Here is a 17,084-nt window from a genome sequence, read left to right as displayed (position 1 = left end):
CCCCTCTACAGGCTGCTCCCCTACCTTCCCCCTCACCGGCAATCGGTAGGCTTCTTTCCCGATCCGCTCTTCTGTTTTCTACTATAGCAGATGCTAGCCTATTTTGCACCTGCCATTGGTCATGTCTGAAAATATTGCCATTATCTTGGCCTGGCTTCCCTCCTCTCACACTACTATTATGACTGATCATTCACAATCTTGTGTAAAAAATGAGAAGAAGATCGCGATCTCCTCTCACGCAGCGAGACAGCTCCTCATCATCGGAAGAGCGTGCCCAGGGCAGGACTTGCCAGCGTATGGCAACTTCGCTACCCTGATAGGCAAGCGAGAACCGCACGTCGCTGGTGAAAACTCTGCTGAGATCAGCAGGCAAGAAGGGGAGAACAATGGACGAAGAGCATAGCAGACCGCACGGAGTGCCGGGAATCCAGCCAGTAGAAGGGGAGCACCGCCAGAGCGAGGGGACGAGCAAGATTGCACCCCGCTGGCTGGCCCTGGCCGCAGCCTTGCTCTGCGGCTTCCTCTATGCCGTTTTGCCGCCCTGGCTCACCCTCGGGCCAAACTGGCTCCCGCTGGCCCTGGAGGGCCTGATTGTGGCCGTGGTCGTCGCCTTCAGTCTGCTCGCCCGGTTGGGCGGGCGACCGCTCTCTCACCGCCTGCAGCGTCGCCTCGCCTTGGGATTGCTGGCGATCGTCACGCTGGCTCTCGGCAGCGCCGTGGCCCTGCTCATCTTCAACTTGCCGCGCGACACACGGGCCGATGTGCTGCTGCGCGCCGCCGGCCTGCTCTGGGCCTCGAATGTCCTGGTCTTTGCTCTCTGGTACTGGGAAGTCGACGGCGGCGGGCCAGTGGGACGGCACCAACGGGGACATCGCGCCGTCGACTTTCTCTTTCCCCAACAAGCAGGCGGCAATAGCGGGGGTTGGGTACCGCACTTTCTCGACTATCTTTTTCTCGCCTTCACCACGGCCACCGCTTTTAGCCCAACAGACACTATGCCACTGACGCGCCGTGCCAAAACCCTTATGATGCTAGAGGCCCTGCTGTCTCTGCTCGTCCTGGCGATCCTGGCGGCGCGAGCTATTAACATGCTCTGACGCTCAGTGTGGCCGGGTCTCTCCAGCAGAGGGCGACCAGGAGGACGGGAGACGGAAAGTCACTTCGCTGCCTTCGCTCTCGCCGTTTCGGCGCAGGAGGCTGCGGGCGGGCGTCGTAGTTGCCACCTCGCGCCCTGCCTTGAAGACATGCAGGCGCGCTGGCAAGAGACGCAGAGCCTCAAAGGCCGAGGGAGCATCGAGAATCACAAAATCGGCGGGCTTCCCTTCCTCGATGCCGTAGCGGTCCTCGATGCGCAAAACGCGCGCAGCGTTGGTAGTGATCAGATCCAACACGGTATTGATCTCTTCATAACCGCTCATGTGGCAGAGTAAGAGGGCAAGCTGCGCAGCGGCTAGCATATCGCCGCGCCCGAGCGGGAACCAGGGGTCCATAATCGAGTCATGGCCCAGAGCCACCGTGACGCCGGCCTCCAGCAGCTCCTTGACCCGGGCCAGGCCGCGGCGCTTCGGATAGGTGTCAAAGCGTCCCTGCAGCACGACGTTATCAAAGGGATTGGCAATGACATTGACGCGGGCCCGCGCCAGCAGGCGCAAGAGCTTGAAGGCATAAGCATTATCGTACGAATGCATGGCCGTACAGTGACTGGCCGTCACTCGCCCCTGCCAGCCAGCACTGAGCGCCTCCGCCGCCATGACTTCGGTAAAGCGCGACTGTGGATCATCGGTTTCATCGCAGTGACAGTCAATGTCGCGATTGAACTCGCGCGCCAGGGCAAAAGCATAACGGACATCTTCCACCCCCAGGTCGCGCGTCCATTCGTAGTGGGGAATGCCACCGACCAGATCACAGCCCAACTCCAGGGCACGGCGCATCAGCTCCGGGCCGTTGGGAAAGGAGAAAATACCATCCTGAGGAAAGGCTACTAGCTGCAGTTCGCAGATGTCACGTACCTCCTCCCGCACTTCAAGGAGTGCGTGCAGAGCCGTCAGCGAGGGATCACAGACATCGACATGGCTGCGAATGTAAAGCGTGCCCTGGGCAACTTCCCAGCGAATGGCTTCCAGAGCGCGACGCTTGACGTCCTCACGGCTGAGACTCGGCTTGCGCTCGCTCCAGATCTGAATGCCTTCCAGGAGGGTACCGCTACTGTTGTAGCGCGGCTGGCCAACTGTCAAGACGGCGTCAAGGTGGACATGGGCATCGATGAAAGGCGGCGAGACCAGACGTCCTGCGGCATCGATCTCGCGAGTGGCGCTATCCTTGGGGAGCTCCGGCGCAATACGGACAAAGTGCCCGTTCTGAATGGCTATATCAACAAGCGTATCCATACGATGGATGCGCGCATGACGCACTAGTAAATCATAAGGCATGGTTTTTCCTCGCTGAGTAGGTGATGAGGTTGATCCGCATGAGTCGCAAGAGAGCACTAGCGCAGCAACCAGTCAGCCTGGTGGACGCCTGCTATGATCCGGGCGCGCCAGGCAGAAGGAGAGGCAATGAGGGGCAGGCGGCCCGAGAGCGGTTCTGTATCTGCCGCCTGCCCCTGAACCTGGCCAAGCGCGGCCATCACCGTGAGCTAGCCGTGACTGGCAACGAGCGCCAGTTAAGGCTGTCAGCAAGCCCTTCTTGGTTGATGCGTTTGCCGCTCAGCGCCCATTGCGACGCAGCTCAATAGGACGCAGCAGCAGATAGGCAATGGCCGCCAGCGCAATCCCTAGCTCGAAGCCGATATCCATTCCATAGGGCGGATTGACCAGCTTCGCCAGCGGACCGACATAGTAGACCTGTGCAGCACCCAGCGCCACACCGACCAGTCCGATGACCAGCGCCACCAGGGCCGCCCAGCCAACCGGTAGCTTCTCGGGTGTGTTCCAGTCGTCGACGTTGTAGACGCCGTGACGGAAAACAAAGTGCTCGAGGATCAGAATGACCGACCAGGGACCCAACCAGTAGGCGATCAGCAGGAGGAAATTCTCCAGGGTCTGGTTAAAGTTCTGGGCGGCGGGCAGGGCGATAGCCACGTAGATCACTGCCCCGATCAGGGTCCAGACCGCGCGCGGCACGCGCTGCAGTGATTTGCCAACCACCTGGATTGAGAGGCCAAGGCTGTAGTCGTTGGGAATATTGTTGGCCACCACGCTGAGGGCCAGCAGCACCAGCAGGAAGGTCCCGAAGCCGCCCAGAGGCTGTAGCACCCCCGCCAACAGCTCCCCTCCGCTTTTGGGAATCCAGCTTGTCAAGAGCATGCCCAAGGTTTCCAGAACCACACAGGGCAGGAAGACCCCAAAGAAGGTCAGCCAGAAAACCCGGCTGGCCGGGGTCTCCTCCGGCTGGCGAACATTGTAGTCGGCAGCATAGGAACTCCAGCCGGTGGCAAAGCCGTAGACAGCACCGCCGAAGGAGATCAGCGAGGCAAACCAGGCCGCGCCCATCACCGGCGTGGGAACGATTTTCATGTGCGGCGCCGCTACCACGGTGATGATGGCAAAGATGATGGCCATCGGAATCCAGGCGAAGCGCTCATAGCGATGGACGTAGCGGTAGCCATAGATACTGACCAGCGTGGTCAGCAGCGCGATGACGAGAATACCTGCCCAGCGCGGGACCGCGCCATTGCTCAGTGCCGCTACCAACTGGCCGCCGACAATGACATTGACCGCCGACCAGCCAATGCACGCGGCCACGTTGAAGAGGGCCATCACAATCCCGCCGACCCAGCCGAAAGAGAAGCGCGAGATGGTCATTTGGCGCAGGCCAAGCTTGGGTCCGAGCGTCGAGAAGAAGGCGACGGGAAGCACGCCCAGGGCATTAAAGATCACGATCGCGGCCAGGCCATCCCAGAAGCCCAGGCCAAAGACCAGGTTGGCCAGGGCCCCAACCGCCACCGTCGAGATCACCAGGTTGGCCGAGAGCCACATGGTGAAATTGTCAAAGATGCGCACATGAGTGCGAGCAGTAGGGGCTACCCGTTCGATGCCGTGGATCTCTATGCCCCGTTCTTCAGGAATAGTGACGATGTCAGACATGCTGCTATCTCCTGGAGAAAAACTAGTGGGACGCTCCTCGTTCGCTCACGTGCGAGTTTCATACGCCGAAAAGGGCCGTCATCCTCGACCTTCCTCGCTCGCGTTGCACCATTCCACCGCAGGAGGCACCCTGGGAGAACCTTGCGTTGGGCGGCATTCAGTAGGGATAAGAGGTGTTTGGCAGAGTGCAAGCTGAACCACCTGGCCGCCTCTCCGGAGCGTACGAAGGATGAGCTAATTCCAGCTTTATTATACCAGCATCACTGCTTTCCTGTCACGGCCCTAGCTGCTTGCTTGCCAAAGCAAGCAGTCGACCAAGCCAGCGGCTCCAGCCGGCAAGGGCCGATAAAAAAGCCATAAATACTTATGGGCAGTTTTGACCAGGGAAAGGAGTCCACTCCTCTAGACGCTCCTCCCATTGAGTGGTTACAATGCACACATATAGACATCATACAGCTATTGGCTACAGACCGGCGAGCGCGCCAACGGGATGAGCCAGAGCAGAGGCCTGGGGGCACTGAGAGAGAGTGAGGCAGAGAGCTTGGCGCGTGCTCGCCACGGTGGATAAGGCAGCAGTTTATCTCTGTCCTTCAGGAGGTCGGCATGGTATCCCGAACGGCCCCGGCTCGCGCCGGGAGTAAACGTCAGGCGGAGCAGGAGAGCTGTGAGCTGGAGGAGCTGCGGAGGGAAAACAGCCGGCTGCGCGAGGCCCTGGCCACCAAATCGCAAGAGTACGCCCTACTCAATGAGATTATCGCCGCCGTTGGCTCGACGCTCAAGCTCGACGAGATCTTGCACCGTCTTGTCGATGCTATCGTACGGGCCGTCTCCTGTCACGCCGCCTTTCTCTATCTCTATGATCCTGACCACGAGCGCCTCGTGTTGGCCAGCGCCAGTGAGCCGTACGCGCGCTTTAGCGGCAAGATCGAACTGGCCCTGGGTCAGGGCATCGCCGGCTGGGTGGCTACCACGCTCGAGCCTGTTATTCTCAAGGAGCAGGCGCGCAGCGATCCCCGCTTCTATGTGGTACCAGAACTGGACCGCGAAGAGTTCCAGTCGGTGATGACGGTCCCTATTGTGAGCCGCGAGCGCCAGCTCATCGGGGTGCTCTCGATGAATACCGCTGCGCCAGCCACTTTCAACGAGGAGCAGCAGCGCTTTGTCTGCAATACAGCGGCCCTAGTCGCCGGCGCCATTGAAAATGCCCGGCTGTACGAGCATACAAGGCGCAAACTGAACATTCTGACCAGCCTTTCGGTGCTGAGTCAGACGATTAGCTCCGGCCTCTATCTTGACGAGATGCTACGCTCGCTGGCTGCTCTGACCGCTCAGATTATGGAAGCCGATCTGTGCGCGATTATGCTGGTGGACCAGGCGCGCGGTCGCTTGACGGTGCGCGCCGTGGCTTCGGGCCTGACAGAACGTGAGCATTCGCGGCTGCCAGCCAGCGATGGAGAGCGCCCCCAGGAGACGCCGCGCGAGTGCAGCGGGGGTCCAGCGAGCGCCACCGTTGCCAGTCCAGGTGGTCCCGCTGTGGCAGGTGGTCCAGGTTTCGTAAGCACGCTGCTGCCGCCCGCCGCGACCGCTCCCTGCGGTCTCGATGGCTCTCTCGGCCTCCAGAGCAGCGACTATCAGGCGCTGAGCTTCGAGGGCTTCAATCTTCTGAAGGATGGTCAACACCGGACGTTGCTCTCAGCCCCTCTGGTGTCGGGCACCGAGCACCTGGGTCTGATCAATTGCTATTTCCGCAAGGCCCGACGCCCCAGCCCTGAGGATCAGGCCCTCCTGAGCACAATCGCTAATCAGGCCGCTATCGCCATCAAGAATAGCCAGTTGGTCGACCTGTTGACACAGAAAAACCTGGTCAAGGCCTTCTTCGATGAGCTGCTCGGCGGCGCCTACGAGTCGGAGGAAGCTCTGAAGCAGCGCGCGAAGTTGCTCGGCTGCGACCTGGAGCGCCCCCATACGGTCGTCCTCTTTGAGCTACTTCCCGCCGAGGGCAGCACCGGCAGCGGACTGCGCTCGGCCCTGAGCGAGGAAGAGCGCCAGACAGCCTATAAGCGCACCTGCAGCCTGATTCGGCGCCGCTTGCAAGACGCTTATCCCGGTTCACTGCTCCATGAGCAGGAACGGACCCTGACCTGCCTGGTCCGCCTGCCCCACGAGGATAGTGGCCAGCCTCGCCCCTCTCCTTCCGCCGCACTTAGCCCCTCCTGGAATGCCCGCTTGAAAAGCTGGCTGCGTGAGCTGGTCCATCAGATCCACCAGGAGCAGCCCCTGCGCCTCTCCGTCGGGATCGGCAACCCCTGTCAGCAGCTCGCCGATTACCGGCGCAGCGCCGCCGAGGCACGCGAGGCCCTCCAAATGGGCCGCAGCCTCAATGGCGATGGTGGCGTGACCCATTTCAATGATTTGGGGATCTATCGCTATCTCTATAAAATCGCTCGCATGGACGATCTGCGCGATAGCTACCAGGAGCAGATCGCCCGCATCGCTCACTACGACCGCCGCAAGGGCACTGATCTGCTTTCTACTCTGGAAACATACCTGGAATGTGCTGGCAATCTGACGAAAACCGCCAGTCGCCTCTTTATTCATAGAAATACATTGATCCAGCGCCTGGAGCGTCTACAATCGCTGTGCGACATCGATCTGCAGGATCGCAGCAACTGGCTCAGCCTGCAAGTGGCCATCAAGGTCTATAAGCTGCGCAACAACTTGCCCTAGCCACCTGAGACGGCAATCCGACAGTAAGCAGGCTGTTGGCAAGCGAGGCCAGTGAGGAGCTAGCTGGTCAGTCAGCAGACGAGTGAGAGCAAGAAGGCGCAGGGCGTTGAGCAAAGTGGGGGGGAGCACAGCCGGGCAAAACCAGAGAGGGCGGAAGCGGGCTACTCCCGCCTCGCCCTCTCTGGCACCGATGAGGGGAAGACACCGGTAAGGCAAGACAAGAAGAGAAGGAGACTCTTAGATCAAGCCGACCAGCTCGCCGGCCTCAGAAGCCGGCAGCTCTTCGCCCTGGCCCGCTTCCTGCGACTGAGGGCGCCGCCGGTCGCGCAGCTTGATCTCCTTCAGGAAGAATACCGCGACCAGCGCCACCACCATCAGTGCAAAGCTTAGCACAAAGACATTGTGAATACCTTGAGCCAGACCCGTCTTGACCGCCTCAAGAATCATCGCCAGCACCTGCTGTCCCCGAGGACCGAAGGCCGCGGCGGCGTGCTGCATCTGCTGGCGTGCATCATCCGAGAGGAGGATCTCTGGATTATTGAACGCCGACAGGAAGCGCACAGGCACCATCTGCTTGACCAGTGCCGGCAGCGCCTGATTAAAGGCTGGCTGATAGGCCGAGGTCATGATCGACCCCATCGCCGCCAGACCAACGGTCGCCCCAATCTGGCGGAAAAAGACCATTGCCGAGGTGGCCTGTCCAATCTTATGTAGCGGCATGGCATTCTGGACCACCAGCGTATAGAGTGACATTCCGAAGCCCATCCCCAAGCCCAAGACCAGCATCGCGATCAAGACATCCGTATTGGTCGAATGGACATCCAGACGCGTCAGTAAGTAGGAGCCGATCACGCTGATGGCCATGCCCGTGATGGCGATCCATTTGTATTTGCCGATGCGCGAGACAAGCTGACCGGAGAGCACGCTGCCAGCCACCGAGGTGAGCATCAACGGCGTCAAAATCAGCCCGCTATTAGTCGCTGTCGTCCCCACAACACCCTGTACAAAGAGCGGAATGAAGTAGACACTTCCAAAGAGGCCCATACCAAAGATGACCGTTACAATGGTGCTCACCGTAAAGATGCTATTTTTAAACAGTCCAGGTTCAATAATGGGCTGGCCCTGACGGCGCTCCAGATGAGCTTCATAGAGCAGGAAGGCGGCCAGGAAAACGACTGCCGCCGTCAACAGTCCGATAATCTGCGGCGAGAGCCAATCATATTGGTTGCCGGCCAGCGAGAAGCCGAGCAGCAACGGCAGCGCCCCCAGCACGAGCAGCACAGCGCCCAGGTAGTCGATCGAGACCTGGCGGTTCTTGCCGCGCAGAGCTGGCATGAGGAAAATCAACACCAGCAGGGCCACAAGGCCAATGGGAAGATTAACGTAGAAGACCCAACGCCAGCTTGTATTTTGCGTAATCCAGCCGCCCAGGGTAGGACCAATAATCGAGGAAAGCCCCCAGATCGCACCCGTCAGTCCCTGCCACTTCCCACGCTCACGCGGCGTAAACAGATCGCCGACGATAGCCATCGCAATCGGTAAGAGGGCGCCGGCTCCCAGGCCCTGGAAGGCGCGAAAGGCGATCAGCTGATTCATGGACTGGGCCGCCCCTGAAAGGGCCGAACCGAGGAGAAAGATCACCACTCCAAACAAGAAAATCGGCTTGCGACCCACCAGGTCCGAGAGCTTGCCATAGATCGGCACCATGACCGTTGACGCCAGCAAGTAGGCCGTCGAGACCCAGGTATAGCGATCAAAGCCCTGCAGCTCAGCGATAATGTGGGGCATGGCCGTTGAGACGATCGTTTGGTCCAGCGAGGCTAGCAGCATCACCATCAGTACGCCGGCCATGGTTAGCACCGTCTCGCGCGCCGAAAAGCGCGGCTGTTCAACCACCGCCGCGCTGGCCGCGACAGTCTTCGTCCCAACAGACTGCTCCTTCATCGAACTAGAGCCAGCCGAAGGCGTCATTGATTCCATAGAGACGACTCCTCTCCTCTCTCTTCCGCAATCGCCACACTCAGCATTCCTAGTGCTCAGCAGCGATTCCTTTAAAGTAAATGTGAGCCAGATAGCGCGCTACCTCGGCGGGGGCCAGGCCTTCCCGCACCACCAGCCGCTCATAGCCCCGCACCGATACCAGGTTCAGAAAGAGGCTCAGCATGACACTGGTCGGCAGCTCGGGATTGAACTCGCCGGCGGCCTGCCCTTCGGCCAGGAGGCCCTCAAGACGACTCGTCAGCTGCTCCCAATGTGCATGCATCTGCTCCTTTTTGGCCAGCAGAGCGCCCATCTCAGGGCTGTTATACATGCTGTAGAACAGGCGTGTGCGCTTTTTAAAGAGTTCTCCGTAGAGGAGGTGCAGGATCTCCTCGAGCTTCTCACGCGCCGAGCGGCCCGGGACCGCCGCAATGGCCTCCACCTCAGCAATCACCTGCTCAGTATCACGGCGGAAGAGAGCCGCCAGCAGGTCCTCCTTGCTAGGGAAATGGAGATAGACTGTTCCCTTAGCGATCCCTACACGCGCGGCGATCTCATCGATCGAGGCCTCATGATAGCCTTTTTCGCAGAAGACCTCCTCGGCGGCTTGCAGAATGAGCGCCTCACGCTCCTGCCGCTGCTTCTCCTTCCATGAGCGCGGCGCGGTCGAAGGCGGCATCAGTGCACCTCCTCCCTCATTGACCGGCTGTCTATAATCTGACCAGCTTTTTAGAAAATGACTATCAGGAAGAATTTTGACTGACCAGTCATGACTGGTCAGTCAAAATATTACCACTGGGTCAATGGATTGTCAAGAGGGGGGAGAAGTTCGGTCCACCATGCCTGGAGCAGGATTTCGGCGACAGCAGCCCTCTCCCACATCTCTTTCTCGACAGAAAACTTTGGCACAGGTTGAGGCGAAAGACAGCTTGACAGCCAGTTGCGGACTCGTCGAAGAGCATAGCCTGCCTGGCCAGGGGCGCCCCAGACGCCGCTTACCTTAGCCATCTCAACTCTAACATATTAGAACACCTTCAGCGAGCCTCTCCTCGTCTCAGGATGTGCTGGTTGAAGTTACTATTTTCCTGACTCGCAAGCTCTGCTCAAGAGGCAAAGGTCAAAAAGCCGCCTCTTCCCTTGACAGAATACTCCCTTTCAGGTATGCTTTTCGTAGTTCGATTGTGTTCTAGTATGTTAGCATGTGTTCGAAATCGGTCGCAAGCACGACTAGCTACAACTCAGGGGGATCTCATGACGCAGACAGTGACTCGGCGTGGGCTTCTCAAGCGCCTCGCGCAAGGAGGATTAGCGCTCACCACAGCGCCCTTGTGGACAGGGATGGTGCTTTCGGCCTGCGGCTCTAGTTCCGGCGGAAGCAGCCAGATCACGGTTTTTGCTGATGCCAACCCGCAAGGGGAAGGGCTAGCGCCCCTGGTGCCTCTCTTCGAGAAGGAGACGGGGATCAAGGTCAACTATCAGGTTATTTCTGAAACGGAGATCACTAATAAAGCTTCAGTCGCTCTGGCTGCCGGCGACGGCTCCCTTGATGTCACCTGGGGCGGTGTGAGCCAACTGCCGCGTTGGGAAACAGCGGGCTGGATAGAGCCGCTTGATAGCTATCTGGCCGATACCTCTCTTGTCGGAAAGCAATTCAATCCCTCTGATTTCATCCCTGCCTGCTGGCAGGCCACCCTCTGGCAGGGTAAGCGCTATGGCCTGCCAACCTTGCTCGATACCAACATTCTCATGTATCGCAAAGACATTCTCGCAGAGCATCACGCCAGTGTTCCTGAAACCATTGATGAACTTTTAGCGGTCTGTGCTCAGGTCAATAGTACGTCCATACCTGCGATTGTCCTGCGTGGCAAACGCGGCGTGCATGCCAATATCTGGATCTTCAATATCTTCTTTTACGGGGAAGGCGGCCACTATTATCAGGGTCAGCAGCCGGGCGGCCCGGTACCTGCAGGGAAGTTGGCGGCTGACCTAACAAGCCCAGCCGCTATTAAGGGCTTAGAGGTCTACAGTGAGTTCTTCCTCAAGCACTACACGCCCTCCGGCTCGGCGGCCTTTGACTTTCCCGAGACTACCGCTACCTTTAAAGCTGGGCGAGCAGCGATGCTGGTTGACGACATTGCCTTTGGTCAGGAAATGGTGAGTGCTCTGGGGGATAAGGTTGGCTTTGCCCCGGCGCCGCGCGGGCCTGCCGGACAGTATCCCGGCTTCGATACCCAGATGTGGTTTCTCGCCAAAGGTTCGCGTAACAAGGAGGCCGCGATCAAATTCATGGTCTGGAGCACGTCCCCCGAAATCCAACTGCAGGCCGCCAAGAATGGCCAGTACATCGGGGTGACACGGCAATCGACCTTTAATGATCCGAAGTTCAAAGAGTTCGTGAGGCCTGATCTGCTGGCGGCTTTTAAAGCCGATACTCCTCATCTTGACCTCAACCACTTTGTGATCACGCCTTCCTTTGATGTGATTGGCGACTATGTCTCTGTAGCAGTGACACAGGCCATTACAGGCCAGCTCAGTCCCCAGGCCGCTCTTGCCGCAGCCCAGCAGCAAGCCGCTTCTTATCTGGCCACCCATCCCAGTTCCTAGCTTCAGCGGGTGATCTTCAGGCCACCGCCCTAGCTCCGAGAGCAGGAGGCCCACAGGTCACCCTGTTCTTAGGTAGCCGGCCAGCTCTGCTGTGCTGGCCGGCTGGCTGGCTGGTCATCAAGCACGGAGTGGGTCCGAGCCAGACAGGTTCTGAACTTGACACAGAGAGGAGGTTGCATCGAATGTTAGCCGCAGTTCTAAAGGGTCGAGGTATGCTGGAAATCGAAGAGCGCCCAGAGCCTCCGTCGCCCCCTCCTGGCTATGTGCGCGTCGCGGTGCGCTCGGTCGGCATCTGCGGCTCAGATGTCCACTACTATCAGGAGGGAGCTATTGGCCATTTCGTCGTCCAAGCGCCAATGGTGCTTGGACACGAGGTCGCGGGCACAGTGGACGCCGTTGGCTCCGGTGTCCACGGCTTTCCGGTTGGGGCCGTCGTGGCTCTGGAGCCGGGCATTCCTTGCGGCAAGTGCCACTATTGCCGTACGGGCGCTTATAATCTCTGTCCCGAGGTGCGTTTCTTTGCCACGCCTCCCGTTGACGGCGCGATGCAGGAGTATGTGTTGCATCCAGCCGAGTTTACCTATTTGGCGCCGGGCCTGACTACCGATGAGGCAGCGCTGGCCGAGCCTTTGTCAGTCGGCGTCTATGCTGTCCGTGAGGCGCGCATCGGGATCGGCACCCGTGTGGGTATCGTCGGCGCCGGGCCGGTAGGTATCCTGGCCGCGCTGGCGGCAGAGAGTGCAGGCGGACAGGTCACCCTGGTGGACGTTCGCGAGGACCGTGTTGCTGCCGCGCGTCAGATTGGTTTGGAGGCCTACGTCCAGTCGCCTCCAGCGCTCGACGACTGCGATGCGGTCCTGGAGTGTTCCGGTAGCGCCGGGGGCCTGCGCCTGGCTCAGCAGTGGGTCAAGCGTGGGGGCGTGTTGGCATTGATCGGCCTGGGAGAGGCCGCCTCCATGCTGCTTGATGGCCTGGATTTGAGTTTGCGCGGCATTACGGTGCGCGGTATCTTCCGCTACGCCAATGTTATGCCCGCCGCTATTGCCATCTTGCAGCGCAACCGTGAGCGGTTGCCTATCTTCCTGGGTACAACTATCGGGCTGCGCCGTTTGCCGGCCTTCCTGCAACAAAAGGAGTATTTGAAGCCTCTCAAGACCATCGTGCGCGTGCCCGAGTAGAGAGCCAAGCCTGTTATCGCGCAAGTAAGCATGAGGAAGGGACCAAGCGCTATGGCGGAATCGCTCAAGAGGCGGAGCCGGCTCCTCGTGGCTGGGAAGCAAGATGCTGTCTCTCTTTTGCCCGAATCAGATGGGCAGCCGCAGCCGACCAGTAAGCGTCGGCTCAGTGGTCCGAGGCGCCGGCCACTCTCTGCGGAGAAGCTGCTGTATGGGGTCTTTCTGACCCCGTACAGCCTGGTTATGTTGGCCTTCACCTTGTTGGCGCTGGGCTTTGGCGTTGTGATGAGTCTGCTCAATGTCGATTTGCTGGCCCCGGCGCCTCTCTCGTTCGCTGGCCTGAGCCAGTACCTGCAGGCCCTTAAGGACGCGACTTTCTGGTCGAGTCTGAAACTGACGCTCTATTTTATCACGGTCCCTGTGATTCTAGAGGTGACCTTGGGCTTGCTGCTCGCTCTTCTCTTTCAGCGGAGTCGCTTGCCGGCTCTGTTGCAAGCGCTGCTGCTCGTGCCAATGTTCGCCTCGCCGATTGTGACCGGCTTCTTGTGGCTGATGTTTTTCACGCCTCATCTCGGAGGCATCGATTCCCTGCTCGCGGTCTTCCATTTGCCGGCGGTGGCCTGGCTGGATAATGGCCAGACGGCTCTGATCGCGGTCACGGTGGCCGATGTTTGGGAGTGGACGCCCTTTGCCTTTGTTTTCCTGCTGGCAGCGGTCCGCTCCTTGCCCGCTGAACCCTATGAGGCGGCCCTGATCGATGGGGCCAATCAGTGGCAGACGGTGCGCTATATCACGCTGCCGCTGCTGCGCACGCCTCTGCTGACGGTGACCCTGCTGGAAATTGTCAATTATCTGGCGCTGCTGCCGTTGATCTATTCGATGACTGGTGGGGGACCAGGCACGGCCACAGAACCACTGGATCTGTATGCCTTCGTGCAAGGCTTCGAGTATTTCAATCTGAGCTATGCGGCGGCGCTGCTCGTCATTCTGATGGGCGTGATGCTCATTCCTGCCCTGGTGTTGATTGCCGGGCTGCGTCGCGGGATGGTGAAGATATGAGTTTCAAGCAAACTTGGCCCGCTGCGAGTTTAGCGGGCGAGAGCGAGCGACAGCAGGCTGTTCAGCTTCGGCGCCGTCAGCGCTGGTGGCGCCAGGTGCTCATGAGCACGCTGCGCTTTCTAGTCACCGTAGTCCTCCTGCTCTTTATCGTCGGTCCCCTTGTCTGGCTCTTGTTACTCTCGCTGAAGCCGAGTGAGAGCATCTTCAGCGCCGGACCCTTTAGTCCGACTCTGGCTAACTATGTGGCGGTGGTAGAGTCTTCTTTCTTCGCGAGCCTCTGGCATAGCGTGCTGATCGATAGCGGCGCGACGCTACTGACAATGGTTGTGGCTCTGCCCGCCGCCTATGCGATTGTGAGGCAACTCCAGCATGCTTTTTTCCGCCTGATGTTGACCTACAATCTGGCGGTGCGCGTCTTGCCGGGGCTGATCCTGCTGGTGCCGCTCTTTGTGGTCTTCCGCCGCCTGGAGCTACTTAATACTTTTCCGGGGATGATGCTGGCCTACCAGGTCATTGGCTTGCCAATCGCTATGACTTCTCTCTTTGGCTTCTTCGCCGAGGTGCCGCGGGCGATCGAGGAGGCGGCTATTGTCGATGGAGCAAGCCGCTTGCAGGTTTTCTGGCATGTCTCTTTGCCACTGGCTCGTCAGGGTATAGTCGCGACGACGATTCTGGTCTTTATGATGACCTGGACCGAGTTCCTCTTTGCTCTGGTGCTGACCGGCAATGAGACGGTTACGGCTCCTGTTGCTATCCTTGATTTTATCAAGTATGCTAATGTGGATTGGGGCAGCTTGGCCGCCGCTACGGTGGTCTTGCTGCTGCCAAGCATCGCCTTTGGTTTCGCTACCGGCAGGGCGTTTATCCGTGGCTTGACAGCGGGCGCTGTCCAGGGCGAGTGAACGGCTGGGGGGTTAAAGCCCGGCCAGAAGGGAAAGGAAAGGCTTCCTTCGCTCGGCGGCAGCGCCTGCTTTGGGCACAAGAAAACCGTTGACAGCGAGGCGAGTTTCGACTATGCTCTCTAGCTAGCTGCTGAGGCCCTCGCGGCAGCGCCGCGCTGCGCGGCCCGGAACCGGCTGGTGCGCGGGCGCGCTACGCCGTCTGGGCCTGCCCTTTGCTTTGCCGGCTATCTCTGTTGGGCCAGTTCTGGGAGAGTGATTATGAGTACGCCAGATGGAGAAGAGCCAGTATCTGATAAGAGTTGGGTTCTCTCCGAGGTAAGGCGTAAGACAATCGCTGAGATTGTCTTGCAGGAGGGTACGGTCTCAACAGCCAACCTCAGCCGCCGGTTGCAGGTCTCGGAGATGACGATCCGCCGCGATCTGAAAAAGTTAGAGGAGCTGGGTATTCTGAAACGAACCTTCGGCGGCGCGATTGCTACGGGGCGTAGCGAGGATGTGGCCATCTCTCAACGCGCAGTTCAGAATCGCGAGAAGAAGGAGGCCATTGCCCGCGCTTGTGCTGCCCTGGTGCAGCCTGGCGAGATTTTGCTGATGGATGCAGGGACCACGATGGCAGCCTGCGCCGCCGCTCTGCCCGATGAAAGTGGTATCCTGGTGGTGACCAATGGGATCATGGTGGTCAATAGTTTGCTGGGTAAGACAGGTATCCAGGTCTATGTACTCGGGGGAACCCTGGAGCTGGCTCCTCAATTGATCACCGGCATTTCAGTGATCGAGAAGCTGCGTTCATTGCATGCTGATAAAGCTTTTATTACCAGCAGCGCAATGGGAGAGGATGGCTCGGTCTCTGATGCGAATATTCATCAGTCAGAGATTAAGCGCTATATGATGCAGGCCGCTTCTCAGAAGATTCTGGCGATCGATAGCTCAAAGATCGGCCATCACTCGCTGAATCGCTTTGCACACCTCTCGGATTTCGATATCCTGGTGGTCGACGATCAGATCACACCAGAGCATCTGGAGCGGCTAGGCCGTGAGGCTAAACGGATCATCTTGGCCCCCGTCTCCGCAGCAGCGCCGCCGACAAGCCTGGTGAAGCGCAGCCCCGAGGCCGCGGAGCCGGGTTCTTCGTCCAGGCGCACGCCTCTTTGACTCATATGAGGATTACCGCTATTCATCACTGGGCCGAGTCGGGCCATGCCCACCGTCTTCCGTCTTGGCATAAGCATAGTAGCACTGAGGCTCGCAGTTGTTCTCTCTGCGACGCAGCCAGTTCACCCCGGTCTACAGGAGTATGCCCCTGCCTTCGGTTTGCTTGATCCGCCAGGATTTGAGCGCTGCCTGTGCCTGCCCTTCATCAAGGGCAAAGTGATCCTGTAGGAAGGTCAGGACCTCTCTGCCAAGGGGGGCTTCGGGTTGTAGCTGCGTATGGAGGTCCTCGCAGTCAAAGCGCTCGATGGCTCGAAGATATCCTAGCGTCAGGTACAGCGAGGTGAGCCATCTCAGAGAGACGGGCAATCTGATTCCGTGGAGCGCCCCCAGTGCTCCCCGCCTGCCCAGGGCATAGCTCAGCGCTTTCAGGCAGCCTGCACGGGTTGGCGATGGATGGCTGTGATCCTCTGCTTCCCTGCAGTGCTGCAGCAGCGCCTGGCGTAGCTGCGATAGCAGGGAGGATGGCCCCCATTCCGCCAGTACCCACGGTACCAGCCGTTTGTAGAGAGGGTACCAACCGCTGGCCTCGGGCACGACGCTGACCTGTCCCTTGCTGTCGACGGCTATCGGCACTGGTAGGAGCAGATAGCGCTCGATCACGGGGATGGCCCGCTCGTCTCGACGCAGAACCAGACAGCAGGCCGCCGCACACCGCAGCAGCCAGTCAGGATGCTCCAGCAACGGTGCCAGCGTCTCGTTGACCCCCTCAAAAGCACTGTGCCCCAGGGCAAACACTGCTGCCAGCCGGTCCCGCCCCTCTCCCTCTCTCAGCACCCGCTTCAGCGTCTCCTCATCCTCTCCCTCCCACCGCTCGACAAAGGCTTCCGCCACCTCCCACGCTAGCCGGTACCAGGGGCGTTCCGTTTCCTCTGTGCCTGCCTCCTCGCGGATAGGGCCTTGCTCAGGATAGGTCAGGGACAGGCAGGCCCGCGCTAGATATCTTGGGTACTGCCGCGGCAGATAGCCCGGCTTTGTGAACCACTCTTCTTCCTTAAAGATGAGGCCTTCGGGAAATTCCTTCCACCAGAGCATCGCTCTCACCCGTTTGCTTTCATACAAGCTGCTTGCTTGTTGCCTGTTCACAGCAGCTTGCCGCTAACTGGACTGCTCTTGGGCCTCCTGTCTCTCGCGCCGCGCTCGCGCCAGCTCAGCGGCTAGGCGCACTGTTTCACTATCTCTGTCATCAATGGGATCTGCTTCCTCAAGATCTGTCCGATAGTTCCACCAGTACTCCATCATTTGTTTATCATCACTATATTCTTCAATTACTTCTTTAGACTCTTTCACTGATAAACCAAATTTATCAATGAGAACTTTCTCCACTTCGCCCCTCAGCTCTC

The 17,084-nt window shown here is 59.3% G+C and carries 13 protein-coding genes; 7 read left to right on the top strand and 6 right to left on the bottom strand.

Annotated features, from left to right (window positions below):
* Window positions 1-386 precede the first annotated feature (386 nt).
* Window positions 387-1,097 (top strand): hypothetical protein, encoded by a 711-nt coding sequence (locus IRZ24_RS06600; RefSeq protein WP_297161440.1) that lies wholly within the window; start codon window positions 387-389, stop codon window positions 1,095-1,097.
* A 3-nt stretch (window positions 1,098-1,100) separates the two neighbouring features.
* On the opposite strand, the gene IRZ24_RS06595 is transcribed toward IRZ24_RS06600, so the two are convergent.
* Together IRZ24_RS06595 and IRZ24_RS06590 are read right to left on the bottom strand one after the other, a co-directional pair.
* Complete coding sequence (locus tag IRZ24_RS06595; protein WP_297161438.1) at window positions 1,101-2,429, bottom strand: cytosine deaminase; 1,329 nt, start codon at window positions 2,427-2,429, stop codon at window positions 1,101-1,103.
* A gap of 276 nt (window positions 2,430-2,705) precedes the next feature.
* Window positions 2,706-4,085: a cytosine permease gene (locus IRZ24_RS06590; protein ID WP_297161435.1), complete on the bottom strand. Its 1,380-nt coding sequence runs from the start codon at window positions 4,083-4,085 to the stop codon at window positions 2,706-2,708.
* Window positions 4,086-4,688: 603 nt separating this feature from the next.
* Between IRZ24_RS06590 and IRZ24_RS06585 the strand changes: the two genes are divergently transcribed.
* Window positions 4,689-6,812, top strand: coding sequence for a GAF domain-containing protein (locus tag IRZ24_RS06585; protein ID WP_297161432.1), 2,124 nt, complete (start codon window positions 4,689-4,691; stop codon window positions 6,810-6,812).
* 237 nt (window positions 6,813-7,049) lie between these two features.
* On the opposite strand, the gene IRZ24_RS06580 is transcribed toward IRZ24_RS06585, so the two are convergent.
* Together IRZ24_RS06580 and IRZ24_RS06575 are read right to left on the bottom strand one after the other, a co-directional pair.
* A complete protein-coding gene (locus tag IRZ24_RS06580; protein ID WP_297161430.1) occupies window positions 7,050-8,792 on the bottom strand; it encodes an MDR family MFS transporter in 1,743 nt (580 codons plus the stop codon).
* 49 nt (window positions 8,793-8,841) lie between these two features.
* Window positions 8,842-9,471, bottom strand: a complete 630-nt coding sequence (locus tag IRZ24_RS06575) for a TetR/AcrR family transcriptional regulator (protein ID WP_297161427.1) — start codon at window positions 9,469-9,471, stop codon at window positions 8,842-8,844.
* 572 nt (window positions 9,472-10,043) lie between these two features.
* Between IRZ24_RS06575 and IRZ24_RS06570 the strand changes: the two genes are divergently transcribed.
* The 5 genes from IRZ24_RS06570 to IRZ24_RS06550 all read left to right on the top strand — a co-directional run bounded on the left by IRZ24_RS06570 (window position 10,044) and on the right by IRZ24_RS06550 (window position 15,684).
* The gene (locus IRZ24_RS06570; RefSeq protein ID WP_297161425.1) at window positions 10,044-11,396 is read left to right on the top strand and encodes a sugar ABC transporter substrate-binding protein; all 1,353 of its coding nucleotides are present in this window, start codon (window positions 10,044-10,046) and stop codon (window positions 11,394-11,396) included.
* 182 nt (window positions 11,397-11,578) lie between these two features.
* Window positions 11,579-12,574 carry an alcohol dehydrogenase catalytic domain-containing protein gene (locus IRZ24_RS06565; protein ID WP_297161422.1) on the top strand — a complete coding sequence of 332 codons (996 nt, stop codon included), beginning with the start codon at window positions 11,579-11,581 and terminating at the stop codon, window positions 12,572-12,574.
* Between the two features lie 51 nt (window positions 12,575-12,625).
* Window positions 12,626-13,630 (top strand): sugar ABC transporter permease, encoded by a 1,005-nt coding sequence (locus IRZ24_RS06560; RefSeq protein WP_297161419.1) that lies wholly within the window; start codon window positions 12,626-12,628, stop codon window positions 13,628-13,630.
* Window positions 13,627-14,532, top strand: coding sequence for a carbohydrate ABC transporter permease (locus IRZ24_RS06555; RefSeq protein ID WP_297161416.1), 906 nt, complete (start codon window positions 13,627-13,629; stop codon window positions 14,530-14,532). The genes IRZ24_RS06560 and IRZ24_RS06555 overlap by 4 nt, the downstream gene beginning before the upstream one ends.
* A 258-nt stretch (window positions 14,533-14,790) precedes the next feature.
* A complete protein-coding gene (locus IRZ24_RS06550; RefSeq protein WP_297161413.1) occupies window positions 14,791-15,684 on the top strand; it encodes a DeoR/GlpR family DNA-binding transcription regulator in 894 nt (297 codons plus the stop codon).
* Between the two features lie 132 nt (window positions 15,685-15,816).
* Here the strand turns inward: IRZ24_RS06550 and IRZ24_RS06545 are convergent, their stop codons facing one another.
* Window positions 15,817-16,776 carry a HEAT repeat domain-containing protein gene (locus IRZ24_RS06545; RefSeq protein WP_297161410.1) on the bottom strand — a complete coding sequence of 320 codons (960 nt, stop codon included), beginning with the start codon at window positions 16,774-16,776 and terminating at the stop codon, window positions 15,817-15,819.
* A gap of 63 nt (window positions 16,777-16,839) precedes the next feature.
* The coding region (locus IRZ24_RS06540) for a hypothetical protein (RefSeq protein ID WP_297161407.1) at window positions 16,840-17,084 on the bottom strand (245 nt) is incomplete at its 5' end.

Origin of the sequence: Thermogemmatispora sp., from assembly GCF_019683755.1 — a bacterium.
Classification (GTDB): Bacteria; Chloroflexota; Ktedonobacteria; order Ktedonobacterales; family Ktedonobacteraceae; genus Thermogemmatispora.
Note: the sequence above shows the minus strand (reverse complement) of the source record. Positions and strands in the feature narration are given on the sequence as shown.

Excerpts from the sequence above, each read along its gene's own strand:
- IRZ24_RS06590 (WP_297161435.1), bottom strand. The coding sequence starts at position 4,085 with ATGTCTGACATCGTCACTATTCCTGAAGAACGGGGCATAGAGATCCAC.
- IRZ24_RS06570 (WP_297161425.1), top strand. The coding sequence starts at position 10,044 with ATGACGCAGACAGTGACTCGGCGTGGGCTTCTCAAGCGCCTCGCGCAA.
- IRZ24_RS06565 (WP_297161422.1), top strand. The coding sequence starts at position 11,579 with ATGTTAGCCGCAGTTCTAAAGGGTCGAGGTATGCTGGAAATCGAAGAG.
- IRZ24_RS06600 (WP_297161440.1), top strand. The coding sequence starts at position 387 with ATGGACGAAGAGCATAGCAGACCGCACGGAGTGCCGGGAATCCAGCCA.
- IRZ24_RS06545 (WP_297161410.1), bottom strand. The coding sequence starts at position 16,776 with ATGCTCTGGTGGAAGGAATTTCCCGAAGGCCTCATCTTTAAGGAAGAA.
- IRZ24_RS06575 (WP_297161427.1), bottom strand. The coding sequence starts at position 9,471 with ATGCCGCCTTCGACCGCGCCGCGCTCATGGAAGGAGAAGCAGCGGCAG.
- IRZ24_RS06585 (WP_297161432.1), top strand. The coding sequence starts at position 4,689 with ATGGTATCCCGAACGGCCCCGGCTCGCGCCGGGAGTAAACGTCAGGCG.
- IRZ24_RS06555 (WP_297161416.1), top strand. The coding sequence starts at position 13,627 with ATGAGTTTCAAGCAAACTTGGCCCGCTGCGAGTTTAGCGGGCGAGAGC.
- IRZ24_RS06595 (WP_297161438.1), bottom strand. The coding sequence starts at position 2,429 with ATGCCTTATGATTTACTAGTGCGTCATGCGCGCATCCATCGTATGGAT.
- IRZ24_RS06550 (WP_297161413.1), top strand. The coding sequence starts at position 14,791 with ATGAGTACGCCAGATGGAGAAGAGCCAGTATCTGATAAGAGTTGGGTT.
- IRZ24_RS06580 (WP_297161430.1), bottom strand. The coding sequence starts at position 8,792 with ATGGAATCAATGACGCCTTCGGCTGGCTCTAGTTCGATGAAGGAGCAG.
- IRZ24_RS06560 (WP_297161419.1), top strand. The coding sequence starts at position 12,626 with ATGGCGGAATCGCTCAAGAGGCGGAGCCGGCTCCTCGTGGCTGGGAAG.